We start from the raw sequence: 17656 nt of genomic DNA on the forward strand, positions 1-17656 counted from the left end.
GGGCCCGGGCGCCGCTGGGCACCGCCGGAGCGGGCGGGCTTCGCGGGTCCGGGTACGCGGCGGCGCGGCGGTTCCCTGTCGGACACTTCCGTCACCTGCCGGGGGTCGGGTACGGGGAGAGCTGGGCGGACGGGATGGACTGGGCGTACGGGGTCGGCTGCTGGGCGGAGGGAGCGTAGCCGGGGTCGGCGGTGGCCTGCGGCGACGGGTACCGAGGCGCGGTGGAGGCGGCCGCGGAGTCCGGCGCGGTGGGCGTCGGACTGGGGGCCGGGGGCGCCAAGGGCTCGCTGACGAGGGCTTCGGGGGGCAGGACGAGGGGACGGTACGCGGAGTTCTCGTCGGCGGCCGCGGGGCTGGGTACGCCCTTGACCTTGCCGTCGGGGCTGAGGAAGGCGGGGTCGCCCCCGGGGACCATGCCGAGTTCGCGGGCGCGGTGCTGAAGGGCGTCGGGGGCGGAGTAGGCGTCGATGTCCCGCTGCAGGGACTGCTCCTCGTCGGTGAGGCCCTTCGTCTCCCGCCGCAGGTCCTCAAGGCGGAACGCGCCTTCGCTGAGAGCGGAGTTCAGCACCAGGAGCCCGATGAGGCCGCCGCCGAGCAGGAGGACCACGAGGAGGACGAAGGGGGTACGGGCGGCCCGTGCGCGTCCTGCGGGGATGAGCCGTGCGAGCCGGGCGGCACGCCCCCTCAGTTCGGGTTTCCTACTCACTCGCCCTCCCGCGTCCGGTTCTCCGACTCATGGGTGTGAATCCTGGACCCGGACGCCCGCCCCTGCCTCACGCCCTTCATTCGATGGACTCCCTGATGCGCTCGGCCCCACGCAGGCGCGCCGGTGCCGCGCGCCGGTTCTCGGCGATCTCTTCCTCGGTGGGAAGTTCGGCACCGCGCGTCAGCAGCTTGAGCCGAGGCTGGTACCGCTCGGGGACGACGGGCAGTCCGGGCGGGGCGGTGTTGGCGGCGCCGGCCGCGAACACCTGCTTGACCAGCCGGTCCTCCAGCGAGTGGTACGACAGGACGGCGATCCGCCCGCCGACGGCGAGGGCCTCCACGGCGGCCGGGATCGCCCGCTCCAGGACGGAGAGCTCGCCGTTGACCTCGATACGCAGCGCCTGGAAGGTGCGCTTGGCCGGGTTGCCGCCGGTGCGCTTGGCGGCCTGCGGGAGCGCGTCGCGGATCAGCTCCACGAGCCGCGCGCTGTTGCTGAACGGCTCCTTCTCGCGCTCGCGCACGATCGCGGCCACGATCCGCTTGGCCTGCTTCTCCTCGCCGTACGCGCGCAGGATCCGGACGAGTTCGCCGGCCGGGTAGGTGTTGAGGACCTCGGCGGCGCTGATGCCGGTGGTCTGGTCCATGCGCATGTCGAGGGGGGCGTCCTGGGCGTAGGCGAAGCCCCGGTCGGCCTCGTCGAGCTGCATGGAGGAGACGCCCAGGTCGAACAGGACGCCCTGCACGCGCGCGATGCCGAGCCTCGCCAGGACGTCCGGGAGCTCGTCGTAGACGGCGTGCACGAGGGTGGCGCGCTCGGCGTGCGGTGCGAGCCGCTCGCCGGACAGGCGCAGGGCCTCCTTGTCACGGTCGAGGGCGACGAGGCGGGCCTCGGGGAACCGCTGAAGCAGGGCCTCGCTGTGGCCGCCGAGGCCGAGTGTGCAGTCGACGACCACCGCTCCCGGCCGCTGAAGGGCGGGGGCCAACAGGTCCAGGCACCGCTGGAGCATCACCGGGACATGTCGACTCTGACTCAAGGGGCCCTCTCAGATCCGGCGGGCGGTACGCACCGCCGGGTCCCCGCCCGCTCGTGAAGGGGAGGCCTGCCGGCGCCGGAAGCGTCAGCCGACCGGGAGCGGGAGGAGGCCGAGCCGTACGTACGCGCCGCGCACGCGGGGAGATCTCCGGAAAATCGCCGGGGTCTCCGGGGGAAAACAGTCCAGCAGGGAGAGTCGCCTCCCGCTTCGCGTCACTTTAGTCCACCCTGTCTCGCGGTCAATCAACCGGCCTGCGCGTCGCCGATTCGGGTTCGGACGCAGCCGTGCAGCGGGCGAAATCGCTCGTATGGGCGCACTCACGCCACCCCTGTGGGTTAGCTCACAACAAGGCTCGATGACACTCTTTGTCCCCTCTCACAACGGGAACGTTTCGGCCGTGACCAGTAACGTCATGGCTATGACGACTTCTGCATCGGTCCCCGCTGCTCCCGAGAGTGCGACAGGCCGCCGCGGCACGGTCACCGACCGGCTCGTCGAGGCGAACGCGCGCTACGCCGCCGCCTTCACCGACCCCGGTATGGACGCCCGCCCCGTGCTCCACGTCGCCGTGGTGGCCTGCATGGACGCCCGCCTCGACCTGCATGCCGCGCTCGGCCTGGAACTCGGCGACTGCCACACCATCCGCAACGCCGGCGGCGTCGTCACCGACGACGTGATCCGCTCGCTCACCATCAGCCAGCGCAAGCTCGGCACCCGCAGCATCGTGCTGATCCACCACACGGGCTGCGGCCTGGAGTCCCTCACCGAGGACTTCCGCACCGAGCTGGAGGCGGAGGTCGGACAGCGGCCCGCCTGGGCGGTGGAGTCCTTCCGGGACGTCGACCAGGACGTACGGCAGTCGATGCAGCGCGTGCGCACCTCGCCGTTCCTGCCGCACACCGACGACGTGCGGGGCTTCGTCTTCGACGTGAAGACGGGCCTGCTGCGCGAGGTCGACCCGGCGTGACCATCCGCCGCACCTGTCGTTTCGCTGTCAATTCGGGCTCAGGCGTGCCCAAAAGTCCGTAAGACCCGACATATCACAGGCAGTTGTCCACAGGCGAGTGACACGAATCGGTAACGGCAGCAAGAATGCGGGTGTGGCAACACGCGGAACCTTTCACGCGTGGTGTCCGTGTTCCAGGGGTGGGCCGGTCCGCGTCGTAGAGCGTCGGCCCGGAAAGAACGGGCCGAGGAGGGCCGGGTGACGACCTATGACGATCGAGCGAGCCTCACTGATCTGACCGCCACTGTGGAGCGTGTCCGCAGTTCGGTGGAGGGTGTGATCGAGGGCAAGCCCGAGGTCGTACGGCTTTCGCTGACCGTACTGCTCGCCGAGGGACATCTTCTGATCGAGGATGTCCCGGGCGTGGGCAAGACGATGCTGGCGAAGGCGCTGGCGCGGTCCATCGACTGCTCGGTGCGGCGTATCCAGTTCACACCGGACCTGCTGCCGTCCGACATCACCGGTGTGTCCATCTGGGACCAGCAGCGCAAGGACTTCGAGTTCAAGCCGGGTGCGATCTTCGCCCAGATCGTGATCGGCGACGAGATCAACCGCGCCTCGCCGAAGACGCAGTCCGCGCTCCTGGAGTCCATGGAGGAGCGCCAGGTCACGATCGACGGCCAGACCTACGAGCTGCCGAGCCCCTTCATGGTGGTGGCCACGCAGAACCCGGTCGAGATGGAGGGCACCTACCCGCTGCCCGAGGCCCAGCGCGACCGCTTCATGGCCCGTGTCTCCGTCGGCTACCCCAGTGTGGAGGCCGAGCTGCAGATGCTGGACGTGCACGGCGGCGTCTCGCCGCTGGAGGACCTCCAGCCGGTGGCGCACGCGCATGACATCGTGAAGCTGATCGACGCCGTCCGCGGTGTCCATGTCGCCGAGTCGGTCCGCCGGTACGCGGTGGACCTGGTCTCCGCCACGCGCACCCACCCCGACCTCAGACTCGGCGCCTCGCCGCGCGCGACGCTGCACCTGCTGCGCGCGGCGAAGGCGTCGGCGGCCCTGAGCGGCCGGGAGTACGCGCTGCCGGACGACGTGCAGGCCCTCGCCGTGGCCGTCCTGGCCCACCGCCTGCTGCCCACCGCGCAGGCCCAGCTCAACCGCCGTACGTCCGAGCAGGTCGTCCAGGAGATCCTCCAGCGCACCCCGGTGCCCGCCGCGCCCCAGCAGAGCGGCTTCGGCGGCCTGGGCCGCGGTACTCCGGCGTACGGCCAGCAGCCGCCGCGGAGGCTGTGATGACCTTCGGCGCGGCGGGCCAGGCCGAGGCGGACCGGGGCGAGCAGAGCGGGCTGCGCACGGCACTGGCCGGTCTGACCACGCGCGGCCGCTCCTTCCTGGCCGCCGGCATCGCGGCCGCCGTCTGCGCCTACGTCCTCGGCCAGAGCGACCTGCTGCGCGTCGGACTGCTGCTCGCCGTGCTGCCGCTGGTCTGCGCGACCGTGCTGTACCGCACCCGCTACCGGGTCGCGGGCAGTCGCCGGCTCTCCCCCGCGCGCGTGCCCGCGGGCAGCGAGGCCCGCGTCCACCTGCGGATCGACAACGTCTCCCGGCTGCCCACGGGCCTGCTTATGCTCCAGGACCGGGTGCCGTACGTCCTCGGCCCGCGCCCGCGCTTCGTACTGGACCGGGTGGAGGCGGGCGGCCGTCGCGAGGTGTCCTACCGGGTCCGCTCCGACCTGCGCGGCCGCTATCCGCTGGGCCCGTTGCAACTGCGCCTGAGTGATCCGTTCGGCATGTGCGAGCTGACCCGGTCCTTCTCGACGTACGACACCCTCACGGTCATCCCGCGCGTGGAGCCGCTGCCGCCGGTTCGCTTCGGCGGGGAGGCGAAGGGGTACGGCGACGGGCGGCAGCGCTCGCTCGCGCTGGCCGGCGAGGACGACGTACTCCCCCGCGGCTACCGCTACGGCGACGACCTGCGCCGTGTGCACTGGCGCTCCACCGCGCGCTACGGCGAGCTGATGGTGCGCCGCGAGGAGCAGCCGCAGCGCTCCCGCTGCACGGTGCTGCTGGACACCCGGGGCCTGGCCTTCCAGGGCGCGGGCCCCGACTCGGCCTTCGAGTGGGCCGTGTCAGGCGCGGCGTCCGTGCTGGTCCACATGCTGGAGCGGGGCTTCTCCGTGCGGCTGCTGACCGACACGGGCAGCTCGGTGCCCGGTGAGGGCGCCGACGGGTTCGCGGGCTCGAGCCAGGAGTCGGCGGACGCGGCGGGCCTGATGATGGACACCCTCGCGGTGATCGACCACTCCGACGGCACGGCTCTGTCACGGGCGTACGACGTGCTGCGCGGTGGCAACGAAGGACTGCTGGTCGCCTTCTTCGGTGACCTCGACGAGGAGCAGGCGGCGGTGGCCGCCAAGATGCGCCGGCGCAGCGGGGGCGCGGTGGCCTTCCTGCTGGACAGCGGGGCCTGGGTGCGGGAACCGACCGATGTGCCCGGCGCGTTGGACAGGAGCGAGGAGCGGCTGCGGCTGCTGCGGGAGGCGGGCTGGACGGCGCTGAGCGTGCCGCGGGGCGCTGCGGTGAACGAGCTGTGGCGCCAGGCGGACCGAGCGCGTACGGACGCCGCCGCGACCAGTGGCGCCCGGGGCGAGGGGGGACCGGCATGAGCGGGCGGACACGGATGACGCTGTGCGCCGCGGCGGCCACGCTGATGGCGTCCTGCGCCCTGCTGCCGCTGGTCGCCCCGGTCACCTGGTTCCTGCAGGCGATCTTCCTGCTGACGATCCAGACGGCCATGGGCATGGCGGCCCGGCGGGTGCCGCTGGCGCGTCCCCTGACGGTGGCGGCACAGGCGCTCGTCGCCCTGATGCTGCTGACCCTGACCTTCGCCCACCAGCAGGCGATCATCGGAGCGATCCCCGGCCCCGATGCCTTCCGTCACTTCGCCGATCTGCTTCAGACCGGCGCGGCCGACGTCAGCCGGTATTCGATCCCCGCACCGCTGTCGGACGGCATCCGGCTGATGCTCATCGGTGGCGTTCTGATCATCGGACTGGCGGTGGACACCCTCGCGGTGACGTACCGCAGTGCCGCCCCGGCCGGACTGCCGCTGCTGGCGTTGTACTCCGTGGCCGCGGGACTGTCCGACGGGGGCGCGGACTGGTTGTGGTTCCTGATCGCCGCCGCGGGTTATCTGATGCTGCTCCTGGCCGAGGGCCGCGACCGGCTCTCGCAGTGGGGCCGGGTCTTCGGCGGGGCACCGCGGACGCCGGGCGGGGAGCCGTCCGGCGCGGTGGCACCGGTCCGCACCGGGCGGCGCATCGGCGTGGTGGCGCTGGGCATCGCCCTGGTGGTGCCGCTCGCCCTGCCCGCGATGAACAGCGGTCTGCTGGACGCCGCGGGCACGGGCGTGGGCCTCGGCAGCGGGCGCGGGGGCATGGTCTCCACGGTCGACCCGGTGGTGTCGCTGCGCAACAATCTGAACGTGGACGAGGACCGCGAGGTCATGTCCCTGAAGACCAGCACGGACGACACCTCGAGCCTGTACCTGCGGATCGTGTCCCTGGACGACTTCGACGGCGAGACCTGGAAGCCGGCGCAGCGCGACATCCAGGCCGTGCCGGACCCGTTCCCCCAGCCCGCCGGCCTCGGCCCCGACGTACGGCGCGCGGAGATCGAGACGACCATCTCGGCCGCGGACTGGTACGGCCAGTCCTGGCTGCCGATGCCGTACCCGCCCAGCGACGTGGACATCGCGGGCAGGTGGCGGTACGAACCGCTCGGGATGACAGTCGTCGGTGACCGACGCCAGACCACACGCGGGGTGACGTACACCGTGCGCAGCCTCGATGTGCAGCCGACGGCCAAGCAGCTCGCCGACGCGCCGGAACCGCCCGCCGCCCTCAAGCGTGCGTTCACCGAGGTGCCCGACTCGCTGCCCGCGGTGGTCGCCCGGACCGCGCGCGAGGTCACCGACGGCGCGACCAGCCACTACGAACAGGCGGTCAGGCTGCAGGACTACTTCGCCCTCACCGGCGGGTTCCAGTACGACACCAGCGTCAAGACCGGCGAGGATCAACAGGCGATCGCCCGTTTCCTGCGGGACAAACAGGGCTTCTGTGTCCACTTCTCCTTCGCGATGGCGTCGATGGCCCGCTCGCTGGGCATACCGGCCCGGGTCGCGGTGGGCTTCGCACCCGGGACCCCGCAGGGAGACAACTCCGTCTCGGTGGGGTTGAGGGACGCGCACGCCTGGCCGGAGCTGTACTTCCAGGGCGTGGGCTGGACCCGCTTCGAGCCGACGCCGACCCGTGGCTCGGCTCCCTCGTACACCCAGCCGGACACGCCCGGCTCCACCCTTCCGGACGCGGCACGGCCCACGCAGTCCGCCAGCACCGGGCCCTCCGCCTCACCATCGGCGAGCGAGAGCTGCGCGGGGCGGAACCCGGAGCTGTGCGCGAGCGAGTCCCCCGGGGCAGCGCTGCCCCCGGGCGGCAACGGCCCCAGGTGGTACGTCGTCCTGGCGTGGGTGCTCGGCGGCCTGGCCGCCCTGCTGACTCCGTTGGCCCCGATGCTGTGGCGGCTGCGGACAAGAGCGGCACGGCTGGGCGCGCACGGCCGCACGGAAGCGGACGTGTCGCTCCACACCTTGGCGGTCTGGCAGGAACTGACCGACACCGCCTGGGACTTCGGCATACCCCCGGACGAGTCCCAGACCCCCCGCAGGGCCGCGGCACGCATCGTCCGCCTGGGCAACCTCGACCCACCGGCCGCGGCCTGCGTGCATCGGGTCGCCGACGCGGTGGAACAGGTCCTCTACGCACCCAGTCCGCGCCCCACGGCCGGCCTCGCAGAGGATGTCCGCGGCGTCCTGTCCGACCTTCGGTCCAGGGTCGGCTGGACGACGAACGTGCGCGCTCTGCTGGCCCCACGGTCCACCGTGCGCGTGGTCTGGGCCTTGTCGGACTGGTGGACCACCGTGAAACGCCGCGTGGCCGCCGCACGTCCGACGCTGCGCGGGCCGTCCACCTCGGGTCAGCGGGGGTGACGGCTCGCTGACGGCCCGCTGACGGCTCGCTTCGGGCGAGGTCGTGGGGACACTGAGGCGGGCTCGCGGGGAGGGCTCCTCAGCGACGCAGGCGCCCGGAGTGCCGACGCAGGGGCTCCGCGGGCTCCGGGCTCCGGGCGGGCATGGGCTGACGGGGCGGCCCCGGCATCGAGCGGGGTGGCGCCGACCGGGAGACCGGGTGGGGCCCGGTGCCCGAGGCGTCCCCGCCCGCTCGCCGAGCGGTGCGCGGCATGCGTCAGGGGGTGACCACCCGTCCGGTGGTCACCCCCTGCGTATGGCTAGGAGCTGCTCGTCGAGCTAATGGCCGCCCTGTTCGTCGCGGCGGCGCTGCCAGCGCTCTTCGATACGGTCCATCATCGAGCGCTTCTGGCGTGGCTGACGGCGGGCATGCGGGCCGCCGCCGCTGGGCTGTTCGCCCGGCTTGGGGGCCTTGCGCCAACCGGTCACCGCGAGTACCGCACAGCCCAGCATGACCAGGAAGCCCACCACGCTGAGCCAGACCTGCTTGGCGACCATTCCAGCCATGAGGAGCGCGATACCCACGAGGAAGCCCGCGACCGCCTGGTAGACCCGCCGCCGGGTGTACGTACGCAGCCCGCTTCCCTCAAGCGCCGACGCGAACTTGGGATCTTCGGCGTACAGCGCTCGCTCCATCTGCTCGAGCATTCGCTGCTCGTGCTCCGAGAGCGGCACGGAGTCCTCCTCATCGTGCAGTCGCCGGGGCGACCCGGGGGTCCCTTCAGGATAGGCAGGGAATCGCCCCCGTGAAACCCGCCCCTCTACGCCAATTGGCCAACCGGGCTCCGCCATGGGCGTCCCGGCTCGCTGAGATCTTCTTTCCCCAGCGGCCGACCCGTCATGCCGGAACGGTCTCCCTCGATCATACGGCGCTGAGCGCCCGATCGGGGGGCCTGTGGCGTACTCCATGTGCAGCCAAGTCCCTGATCAACGGCGCACCCTGCGGTCGGTTCACGGGAGACGACTCAGACCTCCGTGGCCTCCTGCGTCTCGCCGAGCACATGGAGCTGCGTGGCCACCGAGTGGAAGGCGGGCAGCTCGGCCGCCGCCTCCTCCAGCTTCAGCAGCGCCTCCAGGGCGCCGGGCTCGGTGTCCACCAGCACGCCCGGAACCAGGTCGGCGAAGACCCGCACGCCGTGCACGGCACCGACCCGCAGGCCGGCGCCCTCGACCAGCCCGGTGAGCTGATCGGCGGTGAAACGCCGCGGCACGGGGTCGCCCTGGCCCCAACGGCCGTCCGGGTCCTCGAGGGCCTGCTTGGCCTCCTTGAAGTGGCCGGCGAGGGCCCGCGCCAGCACGGCACCGCCCAGTCCGGCGGCGAGCAGGCTGAGGACGCCCTCCGCGCGCAGGGCGGCCACCGCGTTGCGGACGCCCTCGGCGGGGTCGTCGACGTACTCCAGGACGCCGTGGCACAGCACTACGTCGTAGCCGCCGCGTTCGACCACGTCGAAGAGGCCGTGCGCGTCGCCCTGAACGCCCCGCACCCGATCCGCGACCCCGGCCTCGGCGGCGCGCCGCTCCAGGGCGAAGAGCGCGTTCGGGCTGGGGTCGACGACGGTGACGCGGTGGCCGAGTCGGGCGACGGGCACCGCGAACTTGCCGCTGCCGCCTCCGGTGTCGAGGACGTCCAGCGCCTGACGGCCCGTGGCCTTGACCCGGCGGTCCAGGGCGTCCTGGAGGACCTCCCAGACCACGGCGGTACGGAGAGAGGCGCGGGGTCGCATCGGGTCCGACACGGCAGATGACTCCTCGGCACGGCACCGCCACGTGCATGGCGGAGCGAACGGGCTGCCTCCCTCGCCCGGGGTACGGAGCGGGAAGGCTTCAGGCGCCCTCCACCCTATTGCCTACGGCGCCCCACCCGAGAGCCGCGGGCAGGGAGCGACGCAAGCACGTGGCGTGCTCCGGGCTCCCCGGCCCCACCGGCCCGCCGATCCGCCCCGCCCCCGTCAGCCCGCGTCAGGCATGTCCTGACGCGGGTGGCGTGGGCCGTCGGTCTTCTCCGCGTCCGCGTCCGGTCGCGGCTGGGGCAGGACCGGCTGGAGCACCAGCATCCGCTCGACGAGGCGCAGGAACATCGCCACGTCGCGTATCAGGTCGTCGGCGTCCCGGCGGCTGGCCGCGCCCTGGATGCCCGCCTCGGCCCGGGCGCGGCGCCGGGCGCCCGAGGCGAACAGGGCGCTCCACTCGGTGAGTTCGGGCGCTATCTCGGGGAGCACTTCCCAGGCGCTCCGGATGCGGGCCCGGCGCCTGGACGTGGGCTCCGGGCGCCCCCGTGCGGCGAGTACGGCGGCGGCGGTGCGCAGGGCGGCGAGGTGGGCCGTCGCGTAGCGCTCGTTGGGGGTCTCCAGGACGGCGGCCTCGTCCAGTCCGGCGCGGGCCTGGGCGAGCAGATCGAGGGCGGCGGGCGGGGCCGTGGTCCGGCGGAGCACGGGGTGCACGTCGCTCGCCGGGCCGGTCAGTGAGGGGGCAGGGCCGGTTGCGCGGTGCCGACGGGCGGCTGCTGCGTGGTAGCTGGCCATGACGAACCTCCTGTCGTCTTCGTGACGGCACGCCCTGATACGAGGTGCCGTATGCGCCCATCGTGAGGTATGGCACTGACAATCCGTTCTGACCTGCGCTTTTGCATCGATCGCGAGTTCGGACTAACTTTTGAACTGACCAGTCAGTTCAAAAGTAGGAGGGGCAGGATGGGGGGAACCGTGACCGGAGTCGGCGTCACGGCCCAGGGCCTCGGTCTCGAAGGACCCCGCGGGTGGGCGTTCCGCGGGGTCTCCTTCGAGGCGGACCCCGGCTCGCTGATCACGATCGAAGGGCCGTCCGGCAGCGGCCGTACGTGCCTGTTGCTCGCGCTCACAGGGCGGATGAAGGCCACCGAGGGGACCGCCACCGTGGGCGAGGCCCCGCTGCCCAAGCGCATGGCCGCGGTACGGCGCGTCGGCGCCCTCGCCCACGTCCCGGGGGTGACCGACCTGGAACCGGCCCTGACCGTCGCCGAGCACCTCCATGAACGCGCGCTGCTGCAACGGCGGTTCGGCGACTCGGTGCGCGCGCTGTGGCGGCCGCGCACCGAGCGGCGGGCCGAGGAGAAGCTGCGCGTCGAGGCCGCGCTGACGGCGGCGGGCCTCGACCTGGAGGCCCTGCCCAAGGGCTCCCGTACGGCCGTACGGGATCTGGAGCGGCTGGAGGCGCTGCGGCTGTCCGTGGCGCTGGCTCTGATCGGGCGTCCGCGCCTGCTCGGCGTCGACGACACCGACCTCAAGCTCTCGGACGCCGAACGGACCGAGGTCTGGGCGCTGTTGAAGTCGCTCACCGAGGCCGGGACCACGGTCGTGGCGGTGTGCAGCGAGGCCCCCGACGGCACGGTCACGGTGTCGACCCGGGCATCCCAGGAGACCGACACGCCTCCCGGCACCCCCGAAGCCCCCAAGTCCCAGGGAACCGACGGAAAGGAGGCCGCCGATGCGATCGCCGAGGCTGGCCGCGCTTGAGCTCAGGCGCTTCGGCCGGGGGAAGCTGCCGCGTGCCGCCCTGGTCGCGCTGCTGGTGCTGCCCCTGCTGTACGGCGCCCTGTACCTGTGGTCGTTCTGGGACCCGTACGGCCGTCTCGACCGCGTCCCGGTGGCGCTCGTGAACGACGACAAGGGGGCGACGGTCGAGGGCAGGAAGCTCAGGGCCGGCGACGACATCACCGAGGGGCTGCGCGAGAGCGACGTCTTCGACTGGCGTGAGGTGAGCGCCGCCGAGGCCCGCAAGGGCGTCGAGGACGGCACGTACTACCTGTCGCTGACCATGCCGGACGACTTCAGCGCGCGGATCGCCTCCAGCGCCGGGGAGTCGCCGGAGACGGGCGCCCTTCAGGTGCATACGAACGACGCGAACAACTACATCGTCGGGCAGATCTCGCGGACGGTCTTCAGCGAGGTGCGCGAGGCCGCGTCCACGAAGGCGTCACGGTCGTTCCTGGACCGGATCTTCGTCTCGTTCTCCGACATCCACGGCGCGACGGTGAAGGCCGCGAACGGGGCCGACAAGCTCGAGGGCGGCATCGGCAAGGCGGAGAAGGGCTCCAAGGACCTCGCGGACGGGCTGACGGACGCCAAGGAGGGCAGCGGCAAGCTGTCCACCGGCCTGAAGAAGCTCGACAAGGGCTCGGCCGATCTGGAGGACGGCTCCAGGCGGGTCGCGGAGGGTACGCAGACGCTGGCCGACCGGGTCAACGGCGTCGACAAGAAGATCGGCCCGTTCCTGGCGGACAACGAGAAGACCATCGGGGACACCGCCCGGCTGGTCGCCGACTCCTCAAGGGCGATCCGCAACAACCTCGACGACCTGGTGGAGCGGGCTCCGGGCGCCGCCGAGGGCGCCCATACGGCTGCCGACGCACTGAACGCCGTCTACAAAGCACGCTGTGAGGACGCCGCGCTGCCCGACCCGGCCTGCTCCGACCTGAAGAAGGCGAAGCAGTCGGCCGCGGACGTGGCGACGATCGCCGACGATCTCAACACGCTGATCACCGACCATGACGGCGATCTGAAGAAGCTCGACGAGAACCTCGCCACCCTCCAGAAGCAGGCCGGGGCGCTCGCCGAGCGCGCACCCCACCTCTCCGAGGACCTCGACGACGCCGTCACCAGGATCAACAAGTTGAACCAGGGAGCCGCCAAGGTCGCCGCGGGCGCCAAGAAGCTGCACTCGGGGATCGGCTCGGCCAAGACCGGCGCTGCCGACCTGGACACCGGCGTGGGCGAGTTGAAGACCGGCGCCCACGACCTCAACGGCGGCATCTACAAGCTCGTCGACGGCTCCGGGAAGCTCTCGGACGGACTGCACGACGGCGCGGAGCAGATCCCCGACTACGACAAGAAGGCCCGCGACCAGCGCACCGAGGTCATGGCCGACCCGGTCCAGCTCGTCTCCAGGGACCTGCACAAGGCGCCCAACTACGGCACCGGTTTCGCCCCGTACTTCATCCCGCTGTCCCTGTGGGTGGGCGCGATGGTGGCGTACATGGTGATCGCGCCGATGAACCGGCGCGCGCTCGCCGCGGGGGCCTCGGCGTGGCGGATCGCGCTGGCCGGCTGGCTGCCCGTGGTGGCGATCGGGGTGCTGCAGACGGTGGCCCTGATGTCGGTGCTGCACTGGGCGGTCGGGTTGCAGATGGCGCGGGCGGCCGGGACGGTGGGCTTCCTGTTCCTGGTGACGGCGTGCTTCGCGGCGATCGTGCAGTGGCTGAACGCGCGCTTCGGGGCGGCGGGACGGATCCTCGTCCTGGCCTTCCTGATGCTCCAGTTGACGTCCGCGGGCGGCACGTACCCCGTGCAGACCAGCCCTGGCTTCTTCAACGCGCTCCACCCCTTCCTCCCGATGAGCTACGTCGTCGAGGCGCTCAGGAGGCTCATCACGGGCGGCGGCCTGGGACCGGTGTGGCACGCGTGCGTGGTGCTCCTCGCCTTCACCGCGGGCGCCCTCGCGCTGACCGCGCTGTCGGCCCGTCGCCGACAGGTGTGGACGCTCGACCGGCTCCACCCGGAGCTGAGCCTGTGAGCGCGCGCGGGACAATCAGGGCCATGGAAAGCAGCAGCGCCGCGTCGGGCGGCAGCACGCGCCGTGAGGCCACCCGGCAGAAGCTCTACGAGGCGGCCGTCACCCTCATCGCCGAACAAGGCTTCTCCGCCACCACGGTGGACGAGATCGCCGAGCGGGCCGGGGTGGCGAAGGGCACGGTCTACTACAACTTCGCGAGCAAGTCGGTCCTCTTCGAGGAACTGCTGCGGCACGGAGTCGGACTCCTCACCGCCTCCCTGCGGGAGGCGGCCGAGAAGACCGCCCGGGACGGCGGCGGCAAGGTCGACGCCCTGGACGCGATGATCCGCGCGGGGCTGGTCTTCATCGACCGGTATCCGTCCTTCACGCAGCTCTACGTCGCCGAGCTGTGGCGTACCAACCGGGCCTGGCAGTCCACGCTGATGGTGGTCCGGCAGCAGGCCGTGGCCGTCGTCGAGGGTGTGCTGCGCGAGGGCGTGGAGAACGGCGAGTTCAGCGAGGAGATCGACATCACGCTGAGCGCGTCCGCGCTGGTCGGCATGGTTCTGGTGGCCGCCCTGGACTGGAAGTCCTTCCAGCCGGAGCGTTCCCTGGACGATGTGCACGCGGCGCTGTCCCGGCTGTTGCAGGGCCGGGTGAGCGGCTGCCGCTGAAGCGGCCGGCGCGCATGCGAAGGCGCCGGCCCGAAGTGGCCGCGTCCCCCGCGGGCCACCGTCGAACCGGCGCCTTCTCCTGCTCCCCCGTTTCCCCGTTTCCCCCGTTTCCCCGTTTCCCCCGCCGGACCCCCGTTCGGTCGTCCCACCCCGGGTCCCCCGTCTCACTCCCGCCGACGCCGGGCCGGCGGAAGGAGCGGATCCGGGGGCCGCTCCGTTCCGGCGCCCCGTGTCGCCGGTGCCGGAGCCGACCCCTTCTCCGTGGCTCCACTCTCTCGTTCAGGCTGGTCGGGACCCATCCGCGCGCGTACTCATCTCAACGACTAGGTACGCGTACTCAGACCTGCGCACCCAGCCCCAGGACGCTGCGTCGCCGGCTGGTTACGATCGCGTCCGTGTCCATACTTCCCTTGATCTTCACCAGCGGCTGGGCCAGCGGCGTCAACGCCTACGCCGTGGTCCTGCTGCTCGGCGTCTTCGGCGCGACAGGGCTGAGCGACGAGGTGCCCGAAGCGCTGCAACGGCCCGATGTACTGATCGCGGCCGGCGTCCTGTTCCTCTGCGAGGCCGTCGCCGACAAGATCCCGTACGTGGACTCGGCGTGGGACGCGGTGCACACCGTGATCCGGCCGGTGGCCGGTGGTGTGGTCGCGGCGCTGCTCGCCGGGCAGAGCGGGTCGCTGCCCGAACTGACGGCGGGTGTGGTGGGCGGTTCCACAGCCCTGGTGAGCCATCTGATCAAGGCGGGGACGCGGATGGCGGTCAACTCCTCGCCCGAGCCGTTCAGCAACATCGTGGTGAGCCTCGCGGAGGACCTCGGGGTCGCCGCCCTCATCACCCTCGCGATCTTCCACCCCGTCGCCGCGGCGGTCATCGTCGGCGTCCTGCTGCTCGGCGGGCTGCTGCTGCTCCTGTTCCTGGTCTCGCGGATCCGTCGCTTCCTTCGCCGCAGGGCCGAGCGGCGGGAGGAGAAACGGCTCGCGCAGGCGGTGGGACACCGGTCCGGCTGAGCCGGCGCCCGCCGGTCGCCGAGCCTTCTCCCGAGGTCAGCGAGCCGGTTGTCAGTGGTGGCCGATAAAGTCCCACGCATGGCACGGATTGCGGTGATCGGCGCCGGGATGGGCGCGATGGCGGCCGCTGCCCGGCTGGCCGTCGCGGGCCACCGGGTGGCGGTGTACGAGCGTACGCGGACGTACGGCGGAGCGGTGCGCCGCTTCGAGTGCGACGGCTTCGCCTTCGACACGGGCCCGGGGCTGCTCCCCCTCCCGGCCGTCTACCGCGACCTGTTCATCAAGACCGGCAAGGAGCCGCTGGAGGCGTGCGTCGAGCTGGTCCAGGTCGACCCGTCCGCGCGGCACGTCTTCGCGGACGGCACCGAGGTGTCCCTGCCGAACGCCTCGCGCGCGGGTGTGGTGGCCGCCCTGGGGGAGGCGCTGGGTGCCGGGACCGGCGAGCGCTGGGGTGACTTCCTGGTCCGCGCCCGCGAGGCCTGGGACCGCACGCGCAGGCCGCTGCTGGAGGAGCCCCTGTGGCCGAACTGGCAGGTGCTGGCCGAGCGCGAGCCCTATCCGTCGGTCCCCCACAAGCGACTCCTGCGCACCCGCCGGGCCGGCACGCTCGCCGAGGTCGGCGCCTGGGAACTGCGCGACCCCCGGCTCATCGCCCTGCTGGAGAGCCACGCGCTCGCGTACGGCCTGGATCCGCGCGAGACACCGGCGAGCGCGGCGGTGCTGCCGTACATGGAGCACGCCTTCGGCACCTGGTATGTGCGGGGCGGCATACGGGAGCTGGCGCGGGCGGTGTACGAGCGGTGCCTCACACGGAAGGTCGAGTTCCACTTCGGCGCCGAGATCACCGGGGTCGTGGAGAAGGACGGCCGGGCGGCGGGCCTGGAGCTGGCCGACAGGTCGATGGCGGAGGCCGACTTCGTGGTCGCCGGCGTCGCCCCCGGGGTGCTGGACCGTCTCGTTCGGGAGACGGCGCTGCGAGGCGAGGGCGAGGTCGTGCCGCAGCGCGCCGCAGCGAGCCGCCTGACCGTGCTGCTGGCGCTGCGGGGCGGCCGACCGGAGGGCACGGCACACCGCACGGTGGTCCACGCGGAGGACCGTGAGACCGAGCTGGACGCTCTGTTCGGCGGCGCCGGCGGCATGGCCACGCGGGGCCCGCGGGCCACGGTCACCGTCCTGCGGCCCGACGACCCGGCGCTGGTCCCGGACGCCGGTCATGAGGCGATCACGCTCACCTCGACGGTGCCGGCGCAGCCCGACGGGGGCAGGGCGGAGTCGGAGGTCTTCGATCAGCACGCCGAGGATCTGATCACGGTCGCCGAGCGTGCCGTGCCGGGCCTGCGCGACCGTCTCCTGTGGCACGAGGTGCGTACTCCGGCCGACATCGCGGACGTGACCGGCGCGGAGGGCGGAGCGGTTCCGGCTCCGGCGCTGGCCGGGGCCGACGGGCGCCTGTTGCACCCCTCCAACAGCACTGCGCTGTCCGGCCTGTTCGGCGTCGGCGGCTGGTCGCACCCGGGCGGCGGACTCCCGCACGCCGGCATGTCGGGCGCGCTGACGGCCGGGCTGATCGTGGAGGGACCGGAGTTCCGGGGCTCGCAGTGATGTCTGCGTCAGCCTGATCGCGCGGGGGGCGTCAGGCGTCAGAAACGGTACTGCTCGTCGTACCCGTTGCCCTGCTGGCCGTTGCCCTGCTGGCCGTTGGCCTCGTACGGGTACTGCTGCTCGGGCGGCAGTTCGCCGCCGTACGCCTCGTCGGTGCGCTGCTGCGGGACCCAGACACCGCCGGGCGGGGTCGTCTCGCCGTAGGTGCCGGTCGCGTACTGGTCCTGGCCGTAGCCCTGTTGGCCGTACTGCTGCTGGCCATAGGCGTCGTACGAGGTGCCGCCGTAGGTCTGGGTGCCGATGTACGGGTCGGAGTAGGCGGCGTACTGCTGCTGGCCGGTGGCGTCGTAGCCGTACTGCTGCTGGTCGTAGCCGGAGTAGCCGTCGTACGCGTAGCTCTGGTCGGCCGTCGCGTACTGGTCCTGGGGCTGGTCGGCGGAGGCGTAGTTCTGGTCGGCGGCGGCGCGGGCGGGGTCGCTGTATATGCCGTATGTGCCGGTTTCGTCCGGCAGGGGCTGCGGCTCGTAGACGGCGGTCGTCTCCGCGGCCGACGACCGGTCCGGGCGCGAGGGGGTGAAGACGTCGTCGCGGTCGTAGTCGTCGTGGCCGTGGTCGACGCTGTCGTGGCTGTAGTCGCCGCGGTCCGGGCCGTAATCGCCGTCACCGTGGCCGTACCTGCCGTCGTCGCCCCCGAAGCCGCCCTCGCTCGCCTTGAGGTCGGAGACCTCAAGGGTCGGCTCCTTGCGGTCCGGCTCGCCACCACGGCGCTTCCCGCCGCCCAGGGGGCCCAGCGCCGGCGCGGAGACCGCCCAGCCGGACGAGAAGCCGCGGCGGAAGGACAGCGTGACGTAGGTCTGGCCGACCGCGAACGCGGCCGCGCCCAGACCGATGACGATCACCGACGGGATGAGCACCCCGACCACGACGCCGAGGAAACCGACGAAGGCGAGCAGCCGCCAGCGCAGACGTGCCTTGTACTGCAGCAGTACCTCGCCCAGCAGCCACAGCGCGACGATGCCGAACGCGATGTAGAGGACCGTCCAGCCCATGTACGCCCCTCTCCCAGTGGC

15 protein-coding genes are annotated in these 17656 nt (G+C 72.3%); 9 read left to right on the forward strand and 6 right to left on the reverse strand.

The genetic code is table 11. The features are described 5' to 3' along the window. Nucleotides 1-91: 91 nt before the first annotated feature. Nucleotides 92-706, reverse strand: a complete 615-nt coding sequence (locus tag ABZ078_RS28640; protein WP_356579886.1) for a hypothetical protein — start codon at nucleotides 704-706, stop codon at nucleotides 92-94. A gap of 76 nt (nucleotides 707-782) precedes the next feature. Next, nucleotides 783-1739 carry a 16S rRNA (cytosine(1402)-N(4))-methyltransferase RsmH gene (gene rsmH, locus ABZ078_RS28645; protein WP_356579888.1) on the reverse strand — a complete coding sequence of 319 codons (957 nt, stop codon included), beginning with the start codon at nucleotides 1737-1739 and terminating at the stop codon, nucleotides 783-785. Between the two features lie 355 nt (nucleotides 1740-2094). On the opposite strand from rsmH, the gene ABZ078_RS28650 reads away from it, so the two are divergent. The 4 genes from ABZ078_RS28650 to ABZ078_RS28665 all read left to right on the forward strand — a co-directional run bounded on the left by ABZ078_RS28650 (nucleotide 2095) and on the right by ABZ078_RS28665 (nucleotide 7735). Further along, entirely contained in the window at nucleotides 2095-2706 is a 612-nt protein-coding gene (locus ABZ078_RS28650) for a carbonic anhydrase (protein ID WP_356579890.1), read from the forward strand. A gap of 237 nt (nucleotides 2707-2943) precedes the next feature. Further along, a complete protein-coding gene (locus ABZ078_RS28655; protein ID WP_356579892.1) occupies nucleotides 2944-3981 on the forward strand; it encodes a MoxR family ATPase in 1038 nt (345 codons plus the stop codon). After that, nucleotides 3981-5354, forward strand: a complete 1374-nt coding sequence (locus ABZ078_RS28660; protein ID WP_356579894.1) for a DUF58 domain-containing protein — start codon at nucleotides 3981-3983, stop codon at nucleotides 5352-5354. Before ABZ078_RS28655 ends, ABZ078_RS28660 begins: the two co-directional genes overlap by 1 nt. Next, a complete protein-coding gene (locus ABZ078_RS28665) occupies nucleotides 5351-7735 on the forward strand; it encodes a DUF3488 and transglutaminase-like domain-containing protein (RefSeq protein WP_356579896.1) in 2385 nt (794 codons plus the stop codon). The genes ABZ078_RS28660 and ABZ078_RS28665 overlap by 4 nt, the downstream gene beginning before the upstream one ends. Before the next feature lie 318 nt (nucleotides 7736-8053). On the opposite strand, the gene ABZ078_RS28670 is transcribed toward ABZ078_RS28665, so the two are convergent. From ABZ078_RS28670 to ABZ078_RS28680, 3 genes are all read right to left on the reverse strand, one after another. Further along, a complete protein-coding gene (locus ABZ078_RS28670; protein WP_356579898.1) occupies nucleotides 8054-8449 on the reverse strand; it encodes a DUF3040 domain-containing protein in 396 nt (131 codons plus the stop codon). A 290-nt stretch (nucleotides 8450-8739) separates the two neighbouring features. Beyond that, nucleotides 8740-9510, reverse strand: a complete 771-nt coding sequence (locus ABZ078_RS28675) for a methyltransferase (protein ID WP_356579900.1) — start codon at nucleotides 9508-9510, stop codon at nucleotides 8740-8742. Nucleotides 9511-9723: 213 nt separating this feature from the next. Then, a complete protein-coding gene (locus ABZ078_RS28680; protein ID WP_356579902.1) occupies nucleotides 9724-10296 on the reverse strand; it encodes an SAV_6107 family HEPN domain-containing protein in 573 nt (190 codons plus the stop codon). Between the two features lie 168 nt (nucleotides 10297-10464). Between ABZ078_RS28680 and ABZ078_RS28685 the strand changes: the two genes are divergently transcribed. The 5 genes from ABZ078_RS28685 (at nucleotide 10465) to ABZ078_RS28705 (ending at nucleotide 16586) form a co-directional block, all read left to right on the forward strand. Next, a complete protein-coding gene (locus tag ABZ078_RS28685; RefSeq protein ID WP_356579903.1) occupies nucleotides 10465-11265 on the forward strand; it encodes an ATP-binding cassette domain-containing protein in 801 nt (266 codons plus the stop codon). Further along, nucleotides 11237-13321, forward strand: coding sequence for a YhgE/Pip domain-containing protein (locus ABZ078_RS28690; protein ID WP_356579905.1), 2085 nt, complete (start codon nucleotides 11237-11239; stop codon nucleotides 13319-13321). Before ABZ078_RS28685 ends, ABZ078_RS28690 begins: the two co-directional genes overlap by 29 nt. Nucleotides 13322-13344: 23 nt before the next feature. Beyond that, nucleotides 13345-13974: a TetR/AcrR family transcriptional regulator gene (locus tag ABZ078_RS28695; RefSeq protein ID WP_356579907.1), complete on the forward strand. Its 630-nt coding sequence runs from the start codon at nucleotides 13345-13347 to the stop codon at nucleotides 13972-13974. 395 nt (nucleotides 13975-14369) lie between these two features. Next, nucleotides 14370-14984, forward strand: coding sequence for a DUF4126 domain-containing protein (locus tag ABZ078_RS28700; protein ID WP_356579909.1), 615 nt, complete (start codon nucleotides 14370-14372; stop codon nucleotides 14982-14984). Between the two features lie 78 nt (nucleotides 14985-15062). Then, nucleotides 15063-16586, forward strand: coding sequence for an NAD(P)/FAD-dependent oxidoreductase (locus ABZ078_RS28705; RefSeq protein ID WP_356579911.1), 1524 nt, complete (start codon nucleotides 15063-15065; stop codon nucleotides 16584-16586). Nucleotides 16587-16624: 38 nt separating this feature from the next. Here the strand turns inward: ABZ078_RS28705 and ABZ078_RS28710 are convergent, their stop codons facing one another. Next, a complete protein-coding gene (locus tag ABZ078_RS28710; protein WP_356579912.1) occupies nucleotides 16625-17635 on the reverse strand; it encodes a hypothetical protein in 1011 nt (336 codons plus the stop codon). Nucleotides 17636-17656 lie beyond the last annotated feature (21 nt).

This window comes from Streptomyces sp. NPDC006385, assembly GCF_040612485.1.
In the GTDB taxonomy this organism is placed as follows: domain Bacteria; phylum Actinomycetota; class Actinomycetes; order Streptomycetales; family Streptomycetaceae; genus Streptomyces.

Coding starts and splice junctions, on each gene's coding strand:
- ABZ078_RS28710 (WP_356579912.1), bottom strand. CDS start 17,635: ATGGGCTGGACGGTCCTCTACATCGCGTTCGGCATCGTCGCGCTGTGG.
- ABZ078_RS28665 (WP_356579896.1), top strand. CDS start 5,351: ATGAGCGGGCGGACACGGATGACGCTGTGCGCCGCGGCGGCCACGCTG.
- ABZ078_RS28690 (WP_356579905.1), top strand. CDS start 11,237: ATGCGATCGCCGAGGCTGGCCGCGCTTGAGCTCAGGCGCTTCGGCCGG.
- ABZ078_RS28650 (WP_356579890.1), top strand. CDS start 2,095: ATGACACTCTTTGTCCCCTCTCACAACGGGAACGTTTCGGCCGTGACC.
- ABZ078_RS28705 (WP_356579911.1), top strand. CDS start 15,063: ATGGCACGGATTGCGGTGATCGGCGCCGGGATGGGCGCGATGGCGGCC.
- ABZ078_RS28695 (WP_356579907.1), top strand. CDS start 13,345: ATGGAAAGCAGCAGCGCCGCGTCGGGCGGCAGCACGCGCCGTGAGGCC.
- ABZ078_RS28685 (WP_356579903.1), top strand. CDS start 10,465: ATGGGGGGAACCGTGACCGGAGTCGGCGTCACGGCCCAGGGCCTCGGT.
- ABZ078_RS28660 (WP_356579894.1), top strand. CDS start 3,981: ATGACCTTCGGCGCGGCGGGCCAGGCCGAGGCGGACCGGGGCGAGCAG.
- ABZ078_RS28680 (WP_356579902.1), bottom strand. CDS start 10,296: ATGGCCAGCTACCACGCAGCAGCCGCCCGTCGGCACCGCGCAACCGGC.